This window comes from Streptomyces halobius (genome assembly GCF_023277745.1).
GTDB classification, from domain to species: Bacteria; Actinomycetota; Actinomycetes; order Streptomycetales; family Streptomycetaceae; genus Streptomyces; species Streptomyces halobius.
Map to the genome: position 1 here is coordinate 6,496,322 of NZ_CP086322.1, position 20,411 is coordinate 6,516,732.

The window sequence follows — 20,411 nt, forward strand, 5'->3', positions numbered from 1 at the left end:
GGCCGGCCTTGCCGTTGCCGTGCTACCCGGCCGTACACTGGCTCCGGGCCTGGCACTCGGCCCGTGTGAGTGCCAGGCGGGACACTATCGGCGGACGACCGGACTGGAGGTGCGCAGGATGCTCAGTGAACGCAGGCTGGAGGTGCTGCGTGCCATCGTCCAGGACTATGTCGGGACGGAGGAGCCGGTCGGCTCCAAGGCCCTCACCGAGCGCCACCGGCTCGGGGTGTCCCCGGCCACGGTCCGCAACGACATGGCGGCCCTGGAGGACGAGGGATTCATCGCCCAGCCGCACACCAGCGCCGGGCGGATCCCGACCGACAAGGGCTACCGCCTGTTCGTCGACAGGCTCGCCGGCGTCAAGCCGCTGTCCGCCCCGGAGCGGCGGGCCATCCAGAACTTCCTGGACGGCGCCGTCGATCTCGACGATGTCGTGGGCCGTACGGTCCGGCTGCTGGCGCAGCTGACCCGGCAGGTCGCGGTGGTGCAGTACCCCTCCCTGACCCGGTCGACGGTGCGGCATGTGGAGCTGCTGGCGCTGGCCCCGGCCCGGCTGATGCTCGTACTGATCACGGACACCGGACGGGTCGAGCAGCGGCTGGTCGACTGCGAGACGCCGTTCGCCGAAACGTCCCTGGCGGATCTGCGGGCGCGGCTCAACAGCCGTGTCGTGGGGCGCAAGTTCGCGGATGTGCCGCGGCTGGTGCAGGATTTGCCGGAATCCTTCGAGCAGGAGGACCGCAGCACGGTCTCGACAGTGCTGTCGGTGTTGCTGGAGACTCTGGTGGAGGAGACCGAGGAGCGGCTGATGATCGGCGGTACCGCCAATCTCACGCGCTTCGGGCACGATTTCCCCCTGACCATCCGGCCGGTGCTGGAGGCCCTGGAGGAGCATGTGGTGCTGCTCAAGCTGCTCGGGGAAGCCAAGGACTCGGACATGACCGTACGCATCGGGCATGAGAATGCCCATGAGGGCCTGGCGTCCACCTCGGTCGTCACGGTCGGCTACGGTTCGGGCGACGAGGCAGTCGCCAAACTCGGCGTGGTCGGACCGACCCGCATGGACTACCCCGGAACGATGGGAGCGGTACGCGCAGTGGCACGTTACGTCGGACAGATCCTGGCGGAGTCGTAAGTGGCCACGGATTACTACGCGGTCCTGGGCGTTCGGCGCGATGCATCCCAGGACGAGATCAAGAAAGCTTTCCGGCGGCTGGCGCGCGAGCTGCACCCGGACGTGAACCCGGATCCCAAGACCCAGGAGCGGTTCAAGGAGATCAACGCCGCTTACGAGGTGCTGTCGGACCCGCAGAAGAAGCAGGTCTACGACCTCGGCGGCGACCCGCTGACGCAGGCGGGCGGGGCCGGTGGCGGCGCCGGCGGCTTCGGCGCGGGCTTCGGCAACTTCTCCGACATCATGGACGCGTTCTTCGGCACGGCCTCGCAGCGCGGACCGCGCTCGCGCACCCGCCGCGGCCAGGACGCCATGATCCGGCTCGACATCGAGCTGACCGAGGCCGCCTTCGGCACGACCAAGGACATCCAGGTCGACACCGCCGTCGTGTGTACGACCTGCTCCGGCGAGGGCGCGGCGCCGGGGACCTCGGCGCAGACCTGTGACATGTGCCGCGGCCGCGGTGAGGTCTCGCAGGTCACCCGGTCCTTCCTCGGCCAGGTCATGACGTCCCGGCCGTGCCCCCAGTGCCAGGGCTTCGGGACGGTCGTGCCGACGCCGTGCCCGGAGTGCGCGGGCGACGGACGGATCCGCTCCCGCCGCACCCTCACCGTCAAGATCCCGGCCGGTGTCGACAACGGCACCCGGATCCAGCTCGCGGGCGAGGGCGAGATCGGCCCCGGCGGCGGCCCCGCCGGCGACCTCTACGTCGAGATCCACGAGCTGTCGCATCCGGTCTTCCAGCGGCGCGGCGACGATCTGCACTGCACGGTCACCATCCCGATGACGGCGGCGGCGCTGGGCACGAAGTGCCCCCTGGAGACGCTGGACGGGATGGAGGAGGTCGACGTCCGTCCCGGCACACAGTCGGGGCAGTCGATTCCGCTGCACCAGCGGGGTGTGACGCATCTGCGCGGTGGCGGCCGGGGCGATCTGATCGTCCATGTCGAGGTGCAGACGCCGGGCAAGCTGGACCCGGAGCAGGAGGAGCTGCTGCGGCGGCTGGCCAAGCTCCGTGGTGAAGAACGCCCCACGGGCCAGTTTCAGCCGGGGCAGCAGGGGCTCTTCTCGCGGCTGAAGGACGCGTTCAACGGGCGGTAGGCGGTCGGCCGGGGGCCCGGGGTTGGCTCTCGGCGGGCCCCGGACTCGGTTCCGCGAGTGGGTTCGCGGGTACGCGTAGGTCTGGGGCGTTGTGGACCCTTAGGGGATTTCCCCTAAGGGTCCACAACGCCCCAGCCTGTCTCTACCCCGCCCTCCCCCCGAATCCCCCTCCCCCCGAATCCCCCTCCCGCCGAAGCCCCCGGGAGCACCTCCCCACGAACCGGTCCCGGCCCCGCCCGCGTTCGGGACGGCGCGCCGGTCGTGACACGATGTGGCCATGCCCACCGCGCTGACCGATCTCTGCCGCTACCCGATCGTGCAGGCCCCGATGGCGGGCGGCACCGCCCGCCCGGAGCTCGCCGCCGCCGTCAGTGAGGCCGGCGGTCTCGGCTTCCTCGCCGCCGGGTACAAGACCGCCGACGGGATGTACCAGGAGATCAAGCAGCTGCGCCGGCTGACCGGGCGGCCCTTCGGCGTCAACGTCTTCATGCCGCAGCCCACGCTCGCCGATGTCACGGCCGTCGAGGTCTACCGCGAGCAGCTGGCCGGCGAATCGGCCTGGTACGAGACCCCGCTCGGCGAGATCGACCCGTGCGGCGGCGTCGACGACGGCTACGACGCCAAGCTGGCGATCCTCCGTGAGGATCCGGTGCCGGTGGTCTCCTTCGCGTTCGGCTGCCCGCCCCGCGCGGTGCTCGACTCGCTCGCCCAGGTCGGTACGTACACCGTCGTGACCGTCACCACCGTCGCCGAGGCGCAGGCCGCGCAGTGGTCCGGCGCGGACGCCGTCTGTGTCCAGGGCATCGAGGCCGGCGGCCACCAGAGCACCCACCGCGACGATCCGCAGGCCGACGGCACCGGCGCCGGCATCGGGCTGCTCTCCCTGGTCGCGCAGGTCCACGAGGCGGTGCGGATCCCGGTCATCGCCGCGGGCGGGCTGATGCGCGGCGCGCAGATCGCCGCCGTGCAGGCCGCGGGTGCCGCCATGGCGCAGCTCGGCACGGCCTTTCTGATCACCCCGGAGTCGGGCGCGAACATCCTGCACAAGCAGGCGCTGACCAACCCGCTGTTCACCCGCACCGAGCTGACCCGGGCGTTCTCCGGGCGCCCGGCCCGCGGCCTGGTGAACCGTTTCCTGCGCGAGCACGGCCGGTACGCCCCGGCCGCCTACCCCGCCGTCCACCACCTCACCTCGGGCCTGCGCAAGGCCGCGGCCAAGGCGGGCGACGCGCAGGGCATGGCGCTGTGGGCCGGGCAGGGCCACCGGATGGCGCGCGAGCTGCCCGCCGGGCAACTGGTGGAGGTGCTGGTCGCCGAACTGGACGCGGCGCGCGCCGGGTTGACGCGCGGCGGCGCCGGAGCCGTGTCATGACGGCGCCGGTCTTTCTCGTCGAGTCGCTCACGGGCGTACGGGCCGGCGGCACGCTGACCCTGGACGGGCCGGAGGGCCGGCATGCGGTGTCGGTGCGCCGGCTGCGGGTCGGTGAGGAGATCGTGCTGACGGACGGTGGCGGTACCGGCGCGGAGGGCACCGTCGCGGCCGTCGAGGGCAAGGACCGGCTCACCGTCGCGGTCACCGGGATCCGTACCGAGGCCACTCCGACGCCGCTGATCACCGTGGTCCAGGCGCTGCCCAAGGGCGACCGCGGTGAAGTGGCCGTCGAGACGATGACGGAGACCGGTGTCGATGTCATCGTCCCCTGGGCGGCGGCGCGTTGTGTCACCCAGTGGAGGGGGGAGCGGGCCGCCAAGTCGCTGGCGAAATGGCGTGCCACGGCCCGGGAGGCGGGTAAGCAGTCGCGCCGGCTGACCTTTCCCGAGGTCGCGGACCCGATGACGACCAAGCAGGTGGCGGCGCTGCTCGCCGGCGCCGACTTCGCCGCCGTCCTCCACGAGGAGGGCAGCAGCCCGCTCGCCACCGCCGAACTCCCCGCCACCGGCCGTATCGTGCTCGTCGTCGGCCCCGAGGGTGGGGTGTCCCCGGAGGAGCTCGGCGCCTTCGCCGAGGCCGGCGCCAAGCCCTACCGCCTCGGCACGGCCGTGCTGCGTACCTCCACCGCCGGCACCGCCGCCACGGCACTGCTGCTGGGCCGCACGGGGCGCTGGAGCTGAACGCCCGCGGGCGGGAGGCTCACCATCGTCACACACCCCACCGACAACGCGACGGTGCGCCGACCGGCCCTCAGGAGCCCGTCGGCGCACCGCCGTTATGCCGTGCCGGAAAACCGCGGCCGTGCCCGGAATCCCGCGGCCGCGCCCAGGAGCGCCGGCCGGGGCGTCAGGCCAGCAGCTCGGCCTGGAGAGTGATGTTCTTCACGCCGGCCAGCGCCTGGCTCACCGGGCAGTTCGCCTTGGCGTCCGCGGCCGCGGTCTGGAAGTCCGCCTCGGACAGGCCGGGGACGCGGGCCTTGACGGTCAGCGCGATGCCGGTGATGCCCTCACCCGGCTGGAAGGTGACCTCGGCCCGGGTGTCCAGGGAGGCGACGGTGTACCCCTTGCCCGCCAGGCCGTGCGAGAAGGCCATCGAGTAGCAGGAGGAGTGTGCCGCGGCGATGAGCTCCTCGGGGCTGGTGGTGCCGTTCGGCTGCTCCGCGCGGGCGGGCCAGTTCACGTCGTATGTACCGATGTTGGAGGAGGACAGGGCGACCTGGCCCTTGCCCTCCATGAGGTTGCCTTCCCAGTGGGTGGTGGCGGTGCGTGTGGTTGCCATGGTGCATAACTCCCGGTTGTGGGCGAAAAGAGGTCTGCGGGCCCAGCTTAGTGATCGCGGGAGCCCGCGCCCGAGGCACGCCCACGCCGTGTGGGGGCGCGATGGCGCCCGCGTACGGCGCTCCGGGTAGCATCCGAGGCCGTGCGCACCGTGCGTACGCCCGATGATCTGGAGGAGCCACCGGTGGCGGGAGAACCGCAGGCCGATTGCCTGTTCTGCAAGATCGTGGCGGGGGAGGTGCCGGCGACCATCGTCCGGGAGACCGAGACCACCGTCGCGTTCCGCGACATCAACCCCCAGGCCCCGACGCATGTTCTGGTCATCCCCAAGTCGCACCACCCGGACGCCGCGAGCCTCGCGGACGCCGATCCGCAGGTGATCGCCGACATAATGCGTGAGGCCCGTAAGGTCGCCGTCCAGGACAAGGTCGAGGACCGGGGCTACCGGGTCGTCTTCAACACCGGCTCCGGCGCCGGTCAGACGGTCTTCCACGCGCATCTGCACGTCCTGGGCGGCCGCGGCCTCCAGTGGCCCCCCGGTTAGCCGGCCGTGTCCGTACGCGAGCTGGTCGTCCTCGGCACCGCGAGCCAGGTCCCCACGCGGCACCGCAACCACAACGGCTATCTGCTGCGGTGGGACGGCCAGGGGCTGCTGTTCGACCCGGGTGAGGGTACACAGCGTCAGATGCTGCGGGCCGGGGTCGCCGCCCACGACCTCGACCGGATCTGCGTCACCCACTTCCACGGCGACCACTCGCTCGGCCTGGCCGGGGTGATCCAACGGATCAACCTGGACCAGGTGCCGCACCCCGTCACCGCCCACTACCCGGCCAGCGGGCAGCGTTTCTTCGACCGGCTGCGCCATGCCACCGCCTACCGCGAGACGGTCTCCCTCACCCAGCAGCCGGTCAGCGCGGACGGCGAGCTGGACCGCTGCGCGTCCTACACCCTGGAGGCGCGGAAGCTGTCGCATCCCGTCGAGTCGTACGGCTACCGCCTCGTGGAGCCGGACGCCCGGCGGATGCTGCCCGACCGGCTGGCCGCGCACGGCATCACCGGACCGGACGTCGGTCGGCTGCTGCGCGCCGGAGAGCTGAACGGCGTCGCCCTCGACGAGGTGAGCGAGACCCGGCCCGGCCAGCGGTTCGCGTTCGTGATGGACACCCGGCTGTGCTCGGGGGCGTACGCGCTCGCGGAGGGCGCGGACCTGCTCGTCATCGAGTCGACGTTCCTGGACGAGGACATCCAACTGGCCGTCGATCACGGCCATCTGACGGCCGGGCAGGCCGCCGGCGTGGCCATGGACGCGGGCGTCCGGCATCTTGTGCTGACACATTTCTCGCAGCGCTACTCCGACCCCTCGGAGTTCGAGCGGCAGGCACGCGCAACGGGCTTCACCGGCGAACTCACCATCGCCCAGGACCTGATGCGCGTGCCGCTCCCCAAGAGGCGCTGACCGCGAGAGGCGGTTACGGGAGGTAGTACATCGGGTTCGGCATCTTGAAGGTCCGGTCCCCGTAGCCGCCGTTCAGATCGCTGTACTGGTCACCGAAGTTGGCGACGATGTCGTAGCCGAGGGACTCGATGTGCTTACGGGTGCCCGACTTGAACTCGGTGGTCGTGCAGCCGGCGCCGCAGGGCAGGTACGGCGGCGGGTTCTCCTTGTTCTTCAGGTAGACGTGCGTGCGGTCCAGCGGCACCCCGTAGCCGACGTTCTTGAGGTTGCGTACGCTCCACTCGCGCTGCTTCTCCTTGCGGCCGGTCAGGAAGAAGACCTCGGCGCCCTTGTCGTGCGCCCAGTTGACGAGCCGGTTCATGCCGAAGACCGGGTCCATGTCGGTGGACTCCAGGTACGTGTCCTGGCTCTCCGGGGTGTAGGCGAAGCCGACCTGGAGCTCGTAGTTGTAGGTGAGCAGGGTGGTGTCGTCCATGTCGAGGACGATCGCGGGCTTGGCGTCCCCGGCCCTGCGCTTCTCGGCGAGCGCCTTGCCCAGGTAGGCGCGGGCCTTGGCCTCGATGCCGCGGACCTGGCGGGCGTAGTTGCTGTCCGGGGAGGCGTAGTGCTGGCCGTCGGCCGTGACGGTGTCCCCGTAGTACGCCTTGATCTTGTCCTGCACCTGGGTGAGGTTGGGGATCTCCTTGTCGGTGCGCGGCACGGAGTGCTCGGCGGTGGCCTGGCCGATGCCGAACACGGCGGTGCCGGTTATCAGGGCGGCGACCGCGGCGCCGCCGAGGCGGAGGCGGCGGGAGAGGGCGGGGCGCGGCATGCGCGGCTCCTAAGGGAGGTGTGGGGGGCCTGGGTTGGTCGACCGGGGACCCAGGGGGCTGAAGGACCCAGGTAGATCTAACAGAGGCTGGCCTCCGTATCTACGCGCGAAGATTCAATGATTGGTAAAGACTGGCAGGACGCTCCGCTGCGGGCTCCCTACGCCCCATCTCCCGCGTGGATGTCATCTCCATACAGAGACGGGTGCCGTGATGGCCGACCCCGCCGCCTCCCCAGGGACCCGGGGCGGCGTTCTGTGCACCCGCCCAGGAGATCGCGGCCGTCCGGGCACTGGCCGCCGCCTTCCCGGGCCGGGCGCTCAACTCGACCGCGACCGGCTGAACGCGCTGCACCGCCGATGGCCGGCCGACGACGGCACGCTGCGTTCGCGTGACGACGCGGCCGCCATGCACCTGGCCGACCCCGACCGGGTCACCCCGCCGTCCCGCGCTGGTGACCTGGGAGGCTGTACCCAGGCGCATGGCCGCGGCCGTATCGCGGCGTCGGCCGTGATCCTGTGCGCCGGCGCCCCGCGCGCGTACGGTATGGCACGGCTCGGTGGCTGTGCGCCACAGTGGTCCCCTACCTGATCTTTGAGAGGGGCTGACCGAATTGGCACAGGAAGTGCGCGGCGTCATCGCGCCGGGGAAGAACGAACCGGTCCGGCTGGAGACGATCCTGGTGCCGGATCCGGGCCCCGGCGAGGCCGTGGTCAAGATCCAGGCGTGCGGGGTGTGCCACACCGATCTGCACTACAAGCAGGGCGGCATCAGCGACGACTTCCCGTTCCTGCTCGGGCACGAGGCGGCCGGGGTCGTGGAGGCGGTCGGTGACGGGGCGACGGATGTCGCGCCCGGGGACTTCGTCATCCTCAACTGGCGTGCGGTGTGCGGCGCGTGCCGGGCCTGTCTGCGCGGCCGCCCCCAGTACTGCTTCGACACGCACAACGCGCGGCAGAGGATGACGCTGAAGGACGGTACGGAGCTCAGCCCGGCCCTCGGCATCGGCGCGTTCGCCGACAAGACGCTGGTCGCCGCCGGGCAGTGCACCAAGGTCGACCCGGAGGTCTCGCCGGCCGTCGCCGGGCTGCTGGGCTGCGGGGTGATGGCGGGCATCGGTGCCGCCATCAACACCGGCGGGGTCGGCCGCGGCGACTCGGTCGCGGTCATCGGATGCGGCGGCGTGGGCGACGCGGCCGTCGTCGGCGCACGGCTGGCCGGGGCGGCCCGGATCATCGCGGTGGACATCGACGACCGCAAGCTGACGCTCGCCCGGTCCATGGGCGCCACCCACACCGTCAACTCCCGTGCCACCGACCCGGTCGCCGCGATCCGCGAACTGACCGGCGGCTTCGGCGCGGATGTCGTCATCGAGGCGGTCGGCCGCCCGGAGACGTACCAGCAGGCGTTCTACGCCCGCGACCTGGCCGGCACCGTCGTCCTCGTGGGCGTCCCCACCCCGGACATGACCCTGGAACTTCCCCTCCTGGACGTCTTCGGCCGCGGCGGCGCCCTCAAGTCCTCCTGGTACGGCGACTGTCTGCCCTCCCGTGACTTCCCGATGCTCATCGACCTGCACCAGCAGGGCCGGATCGACCTCGGCGCGTTCGTCACCGAGACCATCGGCATCGAGGACGTCGAGGGGGCCTTCGCGCGGATGCACGCGGGCGATGTGCTGCGTTCGGTGGTGACGCTCTGATGGCGGCCGGCATCGATCACCTCGTCACCTCCGGCACCTTCTCGCTCGACGGCGGCACCTGGGACGTCGACAACAACGTGTGGATCGTGGGCGATGACGACGAGGCGATCGTCATCGACGCGGCGCACGACGCCGAGGCCATCCTGAAGGCGCTCGGCGGCCGGACGTTGCGCGCGATCATCTGCACCCACGCGCACAACGACCACATCGACGCCGCTCCGGCGCTGGCCACCCGTACCGGCGCGCGCATCCATCTGCACCCGGACGACCTGCCGCTGTGGAAGCGGACCCACCCCGACAACGCCCCGGACGCGGAGCTGGCGGACGGTCAGGTGCTCACCATCGCGGGGACCGACCTGACGGTGCTGCACACCCCGGGGCATGCGCCCGGCGCGGTCTGCCTCTACGCCCGCGACCTGGGCACCGTGTTCACCGGTGACACCCTCTTCCGGGGCGGCCCCGGTGCCACCGGCCGGTCCTTCTCGGACTTCCCGACGATCATCGAGTCGATCCGGAACCGGCTGCTGACCCTGCCGCCGGAGACGGCGGTACGGACCGGCCACGGCGAGGGGACGACCATCGGCGACGAGGCGCCGCATCTGGAGGAGTGGGTCCAACGGGGGCATTGAGCCCAGGCCCCGGCCCGTCACTCCTCCCCGGCCGCCCGCTCCAGGATGCGGGCGGCCACCGCCGGGGAGTCCACCAGCGGATGCAGGGCCAGTGCCCGCAGTGCCGCGTCCCGGTCCTTGAACGTCGCGGCCTCCACCGCCGCCCGTTCGACCGCCTTGACCTGCAGCATCAGCCCCAGCTGGTCCTCGCGCAGCGGCCCGCAGGGCAGGGGACGGGCGCCCGTCGAGCCGACCTCGCACACCGTCTCCACGATCGCGTCCGGCGCCAGCTGCGGCACCGTCGTCCCGTTGCGGACGTTGAGGATCAGCCGGGCCCCGGTGTTGCCCGCGATGGCGTGCATCAGGGCCAGCGCGACCCGGTCGTAACCGCCGCCCTCCAGATCATGGCTGTCGCGCTGCCAGCCGCCGCCGGCCTCGCGGCTGTGTGCCATGTACGTCTCCTCGCGCTCCAGCCGGGTCCGCTCCCACAGCGTGTACGCCGCCTCCGGGCCGTCCGCCGCCGCGGCCCGCTCGAAGAAGCGGCCCTGCTGCTGGTCGAGGAATTCACCACGGGTCTCGTCGGTGTCCCGCAGGGAGTGCAAGGTCTCCCGGCGGAAGTAGTAGTAGTGCAGATATTCGTTCGGCAGTGCGCCCAGGGCGCGCAGCCAGTCGGCGCCGAAGAGCCGGCCCTCCTCGAACGAGCCCAGCGCGGTGTCGTCGGCGAGCAGCCCCGGCAGCAGCTCGACGCCGTCGACGCTCAACGCACGCAGCCAGCCGAGGTGGTTGAGCCCCACATAGTCGTACGAGACCCGGCCCGGGTCCTGGCCCGCCGCCGGGTCCGCGCCGGCCGCCCGGGCCGCCCGGCGCACCAGCCCTACGGGTGAGTCACAGATCCCGATCACCCGGTCACCCAGCACCTGGGACATCGCCTCGGTGACCATGCCCGCCGGGTTGGTGAAGTTGATGACCCACGCCTCCGGCGCGAGCGCGGCGACCCGCTCCGCGATCCGCAGCGCCACCGGGATGGTCCGCAGCCCGTACAGCACGCCCCCCGCGCCGACCGTCTCCTGGCCGAGCACGCCCTCGGACAGCGGGATCCGCTCGTCCCGGATACGCCCCGCCGTGCCGCCCACCCGTATCGCGGAGAAGACGAAATCGGCGCCCGTCAACGCGTCCTCCAGATCCCGCGCCACCCGTACCGCGACCGGTTCGGGACGCCCCTCCGCGAGCCGGGCCAGAATGCCGGCGATCACCCGCACCCGCACCGGATCGGTGTCGTACAGCGTCACCTCGGAGACCGGGCGTGCCGGGTCGTCCAGGAGCGCGCGGTAGACCAGCGGCACCCGGAAACCGCCACCGCCGAGAATCGTGAGCCTCATGGGGCGGAACGTACCTCAGCATCGGGCACACTGGCGGCACCCGCCGGAATGAGAGGGGCGAGCACGGTGAGCACTGGTCCACGCGGTGTCCCGACGGAGGTTCCCGAACCCGCGCACACGGGTGCCGTGCCGGCGGTGCTCGATCCGCTGGCCGCGGTGCGCGCCGAGGGCGATCCGCGCACCGACGTCTATCTCACCGGCACGGTCTTCCTGGACATCATCTTCACCGGCCTGGACTCCGCCCCGGTACGCGGTACCGAGTCCTGGGCCCGGGGCATGGGCTCCAGCCCCGGCGGCGTCGCCAACATGGCCACCGCGCTGGCCCGCCTCGGGCTGCGCACCTCGCTGGCCGCGGCCTTCGGCGACGACAAGTACGGCGAGTACTGCTGGGAGGCGCTGGAGCAGGGCGAGGGCATCGACCTGGCGCTGTCCCGTATGGTGCCCGGCTGGCACTCCCCGGTCACCGTCTCCATGGCGTACGAGGGCGAACGCACCATGGTCTCCCACGGCCATGAGGCACCGCCCCCGGAATCCGCCTTCGACGGCAAGCACGCGCCGGGCTGCCCCCCGGCGTCCCGCGCCTGCGTCGCCTCGCTGGTACCGGGCCGGCGGGAGGGCTGGCCGGGCTGCGCGGCCGGCCGCGGCAGCCGCATCTTCGCGGACGTGGGCTGGGACGACAGCGGCCGCTGGGACCCGGCCGACCTCGCCGATCTCGAACACTGCGAGGCGTTCCTGCCCAACGCCGAGGAGGCGATGCGCTACACCCGCACCGACTGCCCGCGCGCGGCCGCCCGCAAGCTCGCCGAACGGGTCCCTCTCGCGGTGGTCACCATGGGCGCGGACGGCGCCTGCGCGGTGGACGCGCGGACCGGGGAGACGGCCGAGGTGCCCGCCATCGCCGTCGAGGCCCTGGACCCGACCGGCGCCGGCGATGTCTTCGTCGCCGGATTCGTCACCGGCACCCTGGCCGGCTGGCCGCTCGCCGACCGGCTGTCCTTCGCGGGGCTGAGCGCCGCCCTGTCGGTGCAGGAATTCGGCGGCTCGCTCTCCGCACCCGGCTGGGCGGAGATCGCCGCGTGGTGGCAGCGGGTCCGGATGTGCGGGGCGGGGGCGCCGGAGGAGCTGCGCCGCCGCTACGGGTTCCTGGACGCGGTGCTGCCCGCGGCGTACCGGCCCGCGCCGCGGGCCCGCGCCGTCCCCACGATCGGCTTCCGCCGGCCCGCCTGAGGCCGGGTGACGGGGGCCGGCGGCCGCCCTCGGCAGGTGGCCGGGGAAAAGCCTCGGGTGTTGTCGGTGCACCGTCGTACTCTGGTATCACCCAAAGGAGTCGAGTGCAGAGAGAGGGATGAGCAGGCCAAGAGCCGGCCCATGACTCAGACACCCACGCAACCGCAGGCGCACGCCCAGTTCACGGTCCCGCCGAAGCACCCGATGGTCACGGTCCTGGGATCAGGAGACGCGCTACTGCGCGTGATCGAGAAGTCCTTCCCCGCGACCGACATCCATGTCCGGGGCAACGAAGTCAGCGCTGTCGGCGACGCCCATGAAGTCGCGCTCATCCAGCGCCTGTTCGACGAGATGATGCTGGTGCTCCGCACCGGGCAACCGATGACGGAGGACGCAGTGGTACGCTCCATCGCCATGCTGCGCGCGGCGGAGAACGGCGAAGGAGCAGCGGAGACACCCGCCGAGGTGCTCACCCAGAACATCCTCTCCAACCGCGGCCGCACGATCCGTCCCAAGACCCTCAACCAGAAGCGCTATGTCGACGCCATCGACAAGCACACGGTCGTCTTCGGCATCGGCCCGGCCGGCACCGGCAAGACGTATCTCGCGATGGCCAAGGCCGTGCAGGCGCTGCAGGCCAAGCAGGTCAACCGGATCATCCTGACCCGCCCCGCGGTCGAGGCCGGCGAGCGGCTGGGCTTCCTGCCCGGCACCCTCTACGAGAAGATCGACCCGTATCTGCGCCCGCTCTACGACGCGCTGCACGACATGCTCGACCCCGATTCGATCCCGCGGCTGATGGCGGCGGGGACGATCGAGGTGGCGCCGCTGGCCTATATGCGCGGCCGGACGCTCAATGACGCGTTCATCATTCTCGACGAGGCGCAGAACACCAACCCCGAGCAGATGAAGATGTTCCTCACCCGCCTCGGCTTCGACTCGAAGATCGTGATCACGGGTGATGTCACCCAGGTCGACCTCCCCGGGGGTACCAAGAGCGGTCTGCGCCAGGTCCGGGAGATCCTGGACGGTGTGGACGATGTCCACTTCTCCCTGCTGACCAGCCAGGATGTCGTCCGGCACAAGCTCGTCGGCCGTATCGTCGACGCGTACGAGCAGTACGACAACCGCAACGGAAAGTAAGAACCCCCTTCATGTCGATCGACGTCAACAACGAGTCCGGCACGGACATCGACGAGCAGGCCGTCCTGGACGTCGCCCGCTACGCCGTTGCCCGGATGCGTATCCACCCGCTGTCCGAGCTGTCCGTCATCGTCGTGGACGCCGAGGCCATGGAGCAGCTCCACATGCAGTGGATGGACCTCCCCGGGCCGACCGATGTCATGTCCTTCCCGATGGACGAGCTGCGTCCGCCGGCCAAGGACGACGAGGAGCCCCCGCAGGGGCTCCTCGGCGACATCGTGCTCTGCCCCGAGGTCGCCAGGAAGCAGGGCGAGGAAGCGCCGACGGCGCACTCCATGGACGAGGAGCTGCAGCTGCTGACCGTCCACGGCGTGCTGCACCTGCTCGGTTACGACCACGAAGAGCCCGACGAGAAGGCCGAGATGTTCGGCCTGCAAGCGGCGATCATCGACGGCTGGCGGGCGGAGCGGGGCCTGGCCGGCCCCTCGCCGGCCCCCACCGTGACCTGACCGGGCGCCCCGATGACCACCCAGCTGATCGCGGTCGCGGTGCTGCTCGTCGTGATCGCCTGGCTCGCCGCCTGCGCGGAGACCGGTCTGGCGCGTACGACGAGCTTCCGTGCCGAGGAGGCCGTCCGGTCCGGCCGCCGTGGCAGCGCCAAGCTCGCCGCCGTCGCCGCCGACCCCACCCGCTATCTCAATGTCGCGCTGCTGGTGCGCGTCGGCTGCGAGATGGCCGCCGGCGTCCTGGTCACCTACGCCTGTCTGCGCTCCTTCGACGAGACCTGGCACGCGCTGACCGTCGCCATCGGCGTGATGGTGCTGGTCTCCTATGTCGCCGTCGGCGTCTCACCGCGCACGATCGGCCGCCAGCATCCGCTGAACACCGCCACGGCCGCCGCGTACGTCCTGCTGCCGCTGGCCCGGATCATGGGTCCGGTGCCACAGCTGCTGATCCTGATCGGCAATGCCCTCACGCCCGGAAAGGGCTTCCGCAAGGGCCCGTTCGCCTCCGAGGCGGAGCTGCGGTCGCTGGTCGACCTCGCCGAGCAGGAATCGCTGATCGAGGACGAGGAGCGCCGGATGGTGCACTCCGTCTTCGAGCTCGGTGACACCCTCGTCCGTGAGGTGATGGTGCCGCGTACGGATCTGGTGGCCGTCGAGCGCTACAAGACCATCCGCCAGGCGCTGACCCTGGCGCTGCGCTCCGGTTTCTCCCGTATCCCGGTGACCGGGGACAACGAGGACGACATCGTCGGCGTGGTCTATCTCAAGGACCTCGCCCGCAAGGTGCACATCAGCCGGGACGCCGAGACCGAGCTGGTCTCCTCGGCGATGCGCCCGGCGGTCTTCGTCCCGGACACCAAGAACGCGGGTGATCTGCTGCGCGAGATGCAGCAGGACCGCAACCATGTCGCGGTGGTCATCGACGAGTACGGCGGCACCGCCGGCATCGTCACCATCGAGGACATCCTGGAGGAGATCGTCGGCGAGATCACCGACGAGTACGACCGGGAGCTGCCGTCCGTCGAGGACCTCGGCGACGGCCGCTACCGGGTCACCGCCCGGCTCGACATCGGCGATCTCGGCGAGCTCTACGGCCTGGCCGGGCTGGACGACGAGGACGTCGAGACGGTCGGCGGACTGCTCGCCAAGCTCCTGGGGCGGGTGCCGATCGCGGGTGCCAAGGCCGAGGTCGACTTCTCCGATCACGCCTTTGACCCGGATCTGAAGGCGCTGCGGCTGACCGCCGAATCTCCGGCCGGTCGCCGCAACAAGATCATCACGGTGCTGTGCGAGCCGATCCGCGCGGAGGGCGGGAGCGGGGCCGAGGAGCAGCGGACCGGCGGCCGGGCGGATGGCTGAGCCGGCGGCGGCCGGCCCTCGGATGTGGGGCGGTGGCCGCCGGCCGGGCCGGTGCCCTCCGGGAATTCCTCCCGTAATTCGTCAACGGCTAACTTTTCTCGCGCTTTCCTCCTGATCCCGAGTGCACTGGAAATGTTCTGAATTCCATGTTTCGGGAAGCTGGATTCCGTCGATCGGGCCATGGAAAGATCTCTCGTGAGGTTGCCTAAAAAGCGTCAACCGTTTTGCGTGAGAGGGATGTTGAAGCAGAATGCGTGCACTCGATGCCGCGGCCGGCCTGGTCGTGGTGGCGGCCCTGCTGACCGGCTGCTCCAGTGGTTCCGGCGACTCGGGCGGCGCCGAGCGCGTCAAGAGCTCCGGGAGTTCGGAGAGCAAGGGCGGCGGAGGGGATTCCGCGGCGAGCGACGGCAAGCGCTCGGTCGAGTTCAAGGTGGCCTCGGACCAGCCGGTGGACCTGGCCCTGGGCGGCGTCACGGAGAACAGCGGCGAATCCGTGGACATCAAGAACGTCAAGGCACCGTGGTCCAAGACGTACCAGGTGGACCCGGACCGTTACCCGAGTATCGCGGCGGCGCCGGTGGACGCCGGCAAGAAGGGGAAGATCAGCTGCGAAATGCTGGTCGACGGAAAGTCCGTCGACACGGATTCCGGTCAGGGCACCGGCAGTTCCCTCGCGGTGAGCTGCAGCGGCAGTACGTGACGCGTACGTGCGGGACAGCACGTGAGAGACAGCGGAGCTGACGGGCGGGTTGCCCCGGCGCCGGGGAGCGGGGCAGCCCGCCGTCTTCAGCCTCCGCACGACGACGTCCGCCGAGGTCCGCCGGGCCGGATCTCAGCGGCGGCGCGGCTTCGGGCCGGACCTCAGCCGCGGCGCGGCTGACGGACCCGCCGCAAACCCGCCGTGACCAGCACCGCGACCACCGCGACCAGGGCCGCGTCCAGGCCCAGGCCCAGCTTGATGCCCCCGAGGGTGGCATCCGCGAAGCCGCTGCCTCCCCCGTTGGCCCCATGGGAGGTGCCCCCATCCTGAAGGGCCGCGATCCGGGCCGAGGCGGCCGCGCTCAGCAGCGGGATGCCGATGGTGATGCCCACCTGCTGCGAGCTGGTGACCAGACCGGTCGCCAGCCCCTGCTCCGCGTCCGGTACGCCGGAGGTGGCGATCACGCCGTACGAGATGATCGCCCACAGGTGGCCCAGGCTGGCGAGGCTCACCCCGGTCAGGGCCAGCCACATCCCGGAGCCGGTGCCCAGGCCCAGCAGCGCGGCGGTGCAGCCGGCCTGCAGCAGCAGCCCGGCCAGCAGGGTGCGGTGGGCGCCGAGCCGGCCGATGACCTTCGGGGCGACGGCGCCCGCGGCCGCCGAGACCACCCCCTGGACACCGAAGATCAGGCCGGTCTGGAAGGCGGACAGCCGCAGCACCTCCTGCAGGTACAGCGTCAGCAGGAAGACGACGGCGCTCATCATCGAGAACGTGGTCAGGCCCGCCAGATTGCCCCAGGCGACGGTACGGCGGCGCAGCATCGGCAGCGACACCAGCGGCTGCGCGGCCCGCGACTCCACGAGGACGAACGCGGCCAGCAGCACCAGGCCCGCGACCAGCGACACGATGACGTCGGGGCGGCCGAGGCCCTCCTCGGCGGCGGTCGACAGGGCGTAGATCAGGGACAGCAGACCGCTGGTGACGGTGACCGCGCCCGGGACGTCGATCCGCGGGCGCTCCGGATGCCGCGACTCGGTCAACAACGCCGGGGCCACGGCCAGGACGGCCAGCCCGGACACCGCCAGCAGGCCCATGGTGGAGCGCCAGCCCAGCCCGTCGGTCATCACCCCGCCCAGCACCATGCCGATGGTGAAGCCCAGCGAGAGCACGGTGCCGCTGATGCCCAGGGCGCGTTCGCGCTGCGGGCCCTCCGCGAAGGTGGTGGTCAGCAGGGACATACCGGTGGGCACGATGACCGCCGCGCCCAGCCCCTGGAGTGCCCGCCCGGTCAGGAAGGACGCCGGGGACCAGGCCAGCGCGGCCAGCACGGAGGCCGCGGTGAACAGCGCCAGCCCGACGAGGAACAGCCTGCGCCGCCCGAAGAGATCGGCGATCCGGCCGAAGAGCAGCAGGAAACCGCCGGAGGGCAGCGCGAACGCGGTGACCGCCCACTGCAGATCGGCCTGGCCCATGCCCAGGTCCTTGCCGAGCACGGGCAGCGCCACGTTCAGGATGGAGAAGTCCAGCGCGATGATGAACTGCGCCGCGCAGAGCAGCAGCAGGATCAGCTTGGTGCGGGTGGTCATCCGCGCGGCGGCCGGATCGGCGGCGGGTGCGGCGGCCTGAGCAGCCGTCACCCCGGAGGAGGCCGGTGCGGCCGGCCGGTCGTCGGGACGGAGGGTTGTGTCGATTGGCATGCAAGGAGCGTGCGGGCCCGGAATACGGAGTGGGGAGCGGGAACTTATCGTGGTGTCCGCACCACCAGCCACGCCGACAGGGGGAGGAACGTGGCCGACGCAGCCCCGACCCACACCGCCCGCGACACCTCGCGCCGCCGCCAGGAGCTCCGGGAGTTCCTGACGAGCCGCCGGGCACGGGTGACGCCGGCCGAAGCGGGGCTGCCCGACGGCGGCCGCCGCCGTACGCCCGGCCTGCGCCGCGAGGAGGTCGCCGTCCTCGCCGGTGTCGGCGCGTCCTGGTACCAGTGGCTGGAGCAGGGGCGCGATATCACCGTCTCATCGCAGGTGCTGGACTCGGTCGCCCGAGTGCTGCGGCTCAGCGGCGCCGAGCGCCGGCATCTGTACGTGCTGGCGGGGCTGAATCCGCCACTGCCGCGATCGGAGCACGACGCGCAGTATCTCTGCGACGGGATGCAGCGGCTGATCGACGGCTGGATGCCCTACCCGGCGCACATCATGGACGCCTACTGGAACAACATCGCCTTCAACGAAGCGGCGAAGCTGGTCCTGGGCCACGGCCGCCCCGGCATCTCGTCCAACTGCCTGATCGCCTTCTTCACCGACCCGGTCTACCGGGCCCGTGCCAAGAGCTGGGAGCGCAACGCCCCGATGGTCGTCGCCCAGTTCCGCGCGGCGTGCTCGGAGCGTCCCGACGACGAGGGCTTTGAGGCGCTGATCAGTGAACTGTCCGCGGTGAGCGTGGACTTCGTACGGCTGTGGGCGCTGCGCGACATCCAGGACAGCGGCCAGATCCACAAGGAACTCGAGCACCCGCTGGTCGGCACTCTCCGGTTCGAAACCACCAAACTCCGGGTTCCCGCCCGCCCCGACCTGTCCGTGGTGATGCACAACCCACTGCCGGACTCGGATACGGCGGCGAAGCTGGCCCGGCTCGTATCACCGGAAGGGCGCGGACGGGACCCCCGCGCGACCGGGGCCGAGCGTGGGGGAGGGCTGTACCCGGTCGCCAGTTGATCCCCGTGCGGCCGGTCGCCGGGTGATCCCCGTACGGACGTCATGGGAGTGGCGCATATGCTCGCCCGTATGACCGAAGCCACACCGCTGGACCCCGAAGACCGCAAGATCATCACGCTCGCGCGCTCGGCGCGGGCCCGTAACGGCGTGCCCGAGGGCGCCGCCGTACGCGACGAGACCGGACGCACCTATGTCGCCGGCACCGTAGCCCTGGACTCGCTGCGGCTCAGCGCGCTGCAGACGGCGGTGGCGATGGCCGTCGCCAGCGGAGCCACGTCCCTGGAGGCCGCCGCGGTGGTCACCGAGGCCGAGCGCGCCGCCGACGCCGACCGCGCGGCCGTCCGCGACCTGGGCGGCCCGGAGACCCCCGTCCTGGTCGCGGGCCTCGACGGGGTCCTGCGCACCACGGTGCCGGCGGGCGACGCGTAAGCCCGGACGGGCCGCGCCCCGTCCGGCGCGGCCCCAGTACCCCTCGCCCGCGTGGTCGGCGACGCGTAAACGATCGGGGAGAATGGTCGCCATGAGCGTTCGTACAGACTCCCCCGCCCCGCACCGCGCCGGCTTCGCGTGCTTCGTCGGCCGCCCCAACGCGGGCAAGTCCACCCTCACGAACGCTCTCGTCGGCACGAAGGTGGCCATCACGTCCACGCGGCCGCAGACCACCCGCCACACGGTGCGCGGGATCGTGCACCGTCCCGAGGCACAGCTGGTCCTCGTCGACACCCCGGGGCTGCACAAACCGCGCACGCTGCTCGGCGAGCGGCTCAACGATGTGGTGCGCACCACCTGGGCCGAGGTCGATGTCATCGGTTTCTGTCTGCCGGCCGACCAGAAGATCGGCCCCGGCGACCGCTATATCGCCACCGAACTCGCGGGCATCAAGAAGACCCCCAAGGTGGCCATCGTCACCAAGACCGACCTGGTCGACTCCAAGACCCTGGCCGCGCAGCTGATCGCCATCGACCGGCTCGGCAAGGAGCTCGGCATCGAATGGGCCGAGATCATTCCGGTCTCGGCGGTGGCGGCGGAGGTCGCCGAAGAGGAGCTGGGAGGCGGCACCTCCGGCAAGGGTGCCGGCGGGCGCGAGGCCGGCCAGGTCTCCCTTCTCGCGGACCTCCTCGTCCCCCTCCTCCCGGAGAGCCCGGCGCTCTACCCGGAGGGCGATCTCACGGACGAGCCCGAGCAGGTCATGGTGGCCGAGCTGATCCGCGAGGCAGCGCTGGAGGGCGTACGCGACGAGCTCCCGCACTCCATCGCGGTGGTCGTCGAGGAGATGCTCCCGCGCGAGGACCGCCCCGCCGACAAACCGCTCGTCGACATCCACGCGAATGTCTACATCGAGCGCCCCAGCCAGAAGGGCATCGTCATCGGCCCGAAGGGCAAGCGCTTGAAGGAGGTCGGCGTCAAGTCCCGCAAGCATATCGAGGCACTGCTGGGCACGCCCGTCTTCCTCGATCTGCACGTCAAGGTGGCCAAGGACTGGCAGCGGGACCCGAAGCAGCTGCGGAGGCTGGGGTTCTGAGTCGTTCTGTTGGCACGCCTGCCGCGCGGCGGTAGCCGCATGTCGTGTGCAGCCTCGATCTGCACGTCAAGGTGGCCAAGGACTGGCAGCGGGACCCGAAGCAGCTGCGGAAGCTGGGGTTCTGGCGCGGGGTGCCCCTCGGGGGACGAGTCGGCGTCGGACCTTACCCGGACCTGACTCACCCCTGGAAGTCCGATGAAGTTCTTGAAAACGCGGCCGACTTGCGGTGGATTGTCCCGGTTGGCTTTTGCGGGCAAAGCGGGGCGACTCGGGTGGCCCGAGCAAGATCTTCATCGGCCCTTCCA

General features: G+C 71.2%; 20 protein-coding genes and 1 pseudogene. 17 read left to right on the top strand and 4 right to left on the bottom strand.

Annotated features, from left to right (window positions below; translation table 11 throughout):
* Positions 1-118: 118 nt before the first annotated feature.
* The 4 genes from hrcA to K9S39_RS29410 all read left to right on the top strand — a co-directional run bounded on the left by hrcA (position 119) and on the right by K9S39_RS29410 (position 4,387).
* A complete protein-coding gene (gene hrcA / locus K9S39_RS29395) occupies positions 119-1,135 on the top strand; it encodes a heat-inducible transcriptional repressor HrcA (RefSeq protein WP_248866360.1) in 1,017 nt (338 codons plus the stop codon).
* A complete protein-coding gene (gene dnaJ, locus K9S39_RS29400) occupies positions 1,136-2,275 on the top strand; it encodes a molecular chaperone DnaJ (RefSeq protein ID WP_248866361.1) in 1,140 nt (379 codons plus the stop codon).
* A gap of 277 nt (positions 2,276-2,552) precedes the next feature.
* Entirely contained in the window at positions 2,553-3,647 is a 1,095-nt protein-coding gene (locus K9S39_RS29405) for a nitronate monooxygenase (protein WP_248866362.1), read from the top strand.
* Positions 3,644-4,387: a 16S rRNA (uracil(1498)-N(3))-methyltransferase gene (locus tag K9S39_RS29410; protein ID WP_248866363.1), complete on the top strand. Its 744-nt coding sequence runs from the start codon at positions 3,644-3,646 to the stop codon at positions 4,385-4,387. Before K9S39_RS29405 ends, K9S39_RS29410 begins: the two co-directional genes overlap by 4 nt.
* 166 nt (positions 4,388-4,553) lie before the next feature.
* Here the strand turns inward: K9S39_RS29410 and K9S39_RS29415 are convergent, their stop codons facing one another.
* Positions 4,554-4,985 (bottom strand): OsmC family protein, encoded by a 432-nt coding sequence (locus K9S39_RS29415; RefSeq protein WP_248866364.1) that lies wholly within the window; start codon positions 4,983-4,985, stop codon positions 4,554-4,556.
* A gap of 183 nt (positions 4,986-5,168) precedes the next feature.
* Between K9S39_RS29415 and K9S39_RS29420 the strand changes: the two genes are divergently transcribed.
* Together K9S39_RS29420 and K9S39_RS29425 are read left to right on the top strand one after the other, a co-directional pair.
* A complete protein-coding gene (locus K9S39_RS29420) occupies positions 5,169-5,528 on the top strand; it encodes a histidine triad nucleotide-binding protein (protein ID WP_248869020.1) in 360 nt (119 codons plus the stop codon).
* 6 nt (positions 5,529-5,534) lie between these two features.
* The gene (locus K9S39_RS29425; RefSeq protein ID WP_248866365.1) at positions 5,535-6,440 is read left to right on the top strand and encodes a ribonuclease Z; all 906 of its coding nucleotides are present in this window, start codon (positions 5,535-5,537) and stop codon (positions 6,438-6,440) included.
* A gap of 13 nt (positions 6,441-6,453) precedes the next feature.
* On the opposite strand, the gene K9S39_RS29430 is transcribed toward K9S39_RS29425, so the two are convergent.
* Positions 6,454-7,251, bottom strand: a complete 798-nt coding sequence (locus K9S39_RS29430; RefSeq protein ID WP_248866366.1) for an HAD family acid phosphatase — start codon at positions 7,249-7,251, stop codon at positions 6,454-6,456.
* A 304-nt stretch (positions 7,252-7,555) separates the two neighbouring features.
* Between K9S39_RS29430 and K9S39_RS29435 the strand changes: the two are divergent.
* The 3 genes and pseudogenes from K9S39_RS29435 to K9S39_RS29445 all read left to right on the top strand — a co-directional run.
* Positions 7,556-7,707 (top strand): annotated as a pseudogene (locus tag K9S39_RS29435) (glucarate dehydratase); the annotation flags it as partial.
* 155 nt (positions 7,708-7,862) lie between these two features.
* Complete coding sequence (locus K9S39_RS29440; RefSeq protein ID WP_248866367.1) at positions 7,863-8,948, top strand: S-(hydroxymethyl)mycothiol dehydrogenase; 1,086 nt, start codon at positions 7,863-7,865, stop codon at positions 8,946-8,948.
* A complete protein-coding gene (locus K9S39_RS29445) occupies positions 8,948-9,577 on the top strand; it encodes an MBL fold metallo-hydrolase (protein WP_248866368.1) in 630 nt (209 codons plus the stop codon). The genes K9S39_RS29440 and K9S39_RS29445 overlap by 1 nt, the downstream gene beginning before the upstream one ends.
* Before the next feature lie 17 nt (positions 9,578-9,594).
* Here the strand turns inward: K9S39_RS29445 and K9S39_RS29450 are convergent, their stop codons facing one another.
* Complete coding sequence (locus tag K9S39_RS29450) at positions 9,595-10,935, bottom strand: family 4 glycosyl hydrolase (protein ID WP_248866369.1); 1,341 nt, start codon at positions 10,933-10,935, stop codon at positions 9,595-9,597.
* Positions 10,936-11,001: 66 nt separating this feature from the next.
* Here K9S39_RS29450 and K9S39_RS29455 point away from each other — a divergent pair, with 66 nt between their 5' ends.
* The 5 genes from K9S39_RS29455 (at position 11,002) to K9S39_RS29475 (ending at position 15,870) form a co-directional block, all read left to right on the top strand.
* Positions 11,002-12,162 carry a carbohydrate kinase family protein gene (locus K9S39_RS29455; protein ID WP_406708035.1) on the top strand — a complete coding sequence of 387 codons (1,161 nt, stop codon included), beginning with the start codon at positions 11,002-11,004 and terminating at the stop codon, positions 12,160-12,162.
* A 141-nt stretch (positions 12,163-12,303) separates the two neighbouring features.
* Positions 12,304-13,305: a PhoH family protein gene (locus K9S39_RS29460; RefSeq protein ID WP_248866370.1), complete on the top strand. Its 1,002-nt coding sequence runs from the start codon at positions 12,304-12,306 to the stop codon at positions 13,303-13,305.
* An 11-nt stretch (positions 13,306-13,316) separates the two neighbouring features.
* On the top strand, positions 13,317-13,814 hold the full coding sequence (gene ybeY, locus K9S39_RS29465; RefSeq protein WP_248866371.1) for an rRNA maturation RNase YbeY: 498 nt from the start codon (positions 13,317-13,319) through the stop codon (positions 13,812-13,814).
* 12 nt (positions 13,815-13,826) lie between these two features.
* The gene (locus K9S39_RS29470; RefSeq protein WP_248866372.1) at positions 13,827-15,170 is read left to right on the top strand and encodes a hemolysin family protein; all 1,344 of its coding nucleotides are present in this window, start codon (positions 13,827-13,829) and stop codon (positions 15,168-15,170) included.
* 250 nt (positions 15,171-15,420) lie between these two features.
* Entirely contained in the window at positions 15,421-15,870 is a 450-nt protein-coding gene (locus tag K9S39_RS29475) for a hypothetical protein (RefSeq protein ID WP_248866373.1), read from the top strand.
* Positions 15,871-16,031: 161 nt separating this feature from the next.
* Here the strand turns inward: K9S39_RS29475 and K9S39_RS29480 are convergent, their stop codons facing one another.
* Entirely contained in the window at positions 16,032-17,567 is a 1,536-nt protein-coding gene (locus K9S39_RS29480) for an MFS transporter (RefSeq protein WP_406708036.1), read from the bottom strand.
* 90 nt (positions 17,568-17,657) lie between these two features.
* Between K9S39_RS29480 and K9S39_RS29485 the strand changes: the two genes are divergently transcribed.
* The 3 genes from K9S39_RS29485 to K9S39_RS29495 all read left to right on the top strand — a co-directional run bounded on the left by K9S39_RS29485 (position 17,658) and on the right by K9S39_RS29495 (position 20,106).
* Positions 17,658-18,584 (top strand): helix-turn-helix transcriptional regulator, encoded by a 927-nt coding sequence (locus K9S39_RS29485; RefSeq protein WP_248866374.1) that lies wholly within the window; start codon positions 17,658-17,660, stop codon positions 18,582-18,584.
* Between the two features lie 69 nt (positions 18,585-18,653).
* Positions 18,654-19,013, top strand: a complete 360-nt coding sequence (locus K9S39_RS29490; RefSeq protein WP_248866375.1) for a cytidine deaminase — start codon at positions 18,654-18,656, stop codon at positions 19,011-19,013.
* Between the two features lie 91 nt (positions 19,014-19,104).
* Positions 19,105-20,106: a GTPase Era gene (locus tag K9S39_RS29495; protein WP_248866376.1), complete on the top strand. Its 1,002-nt coding sequence runs from the start codon at positions 19,105-19,107 to the stop codon at positions 20,104-20,106.
* Positions 20,107-20,411: the final 305 nt, after the last annotated feature.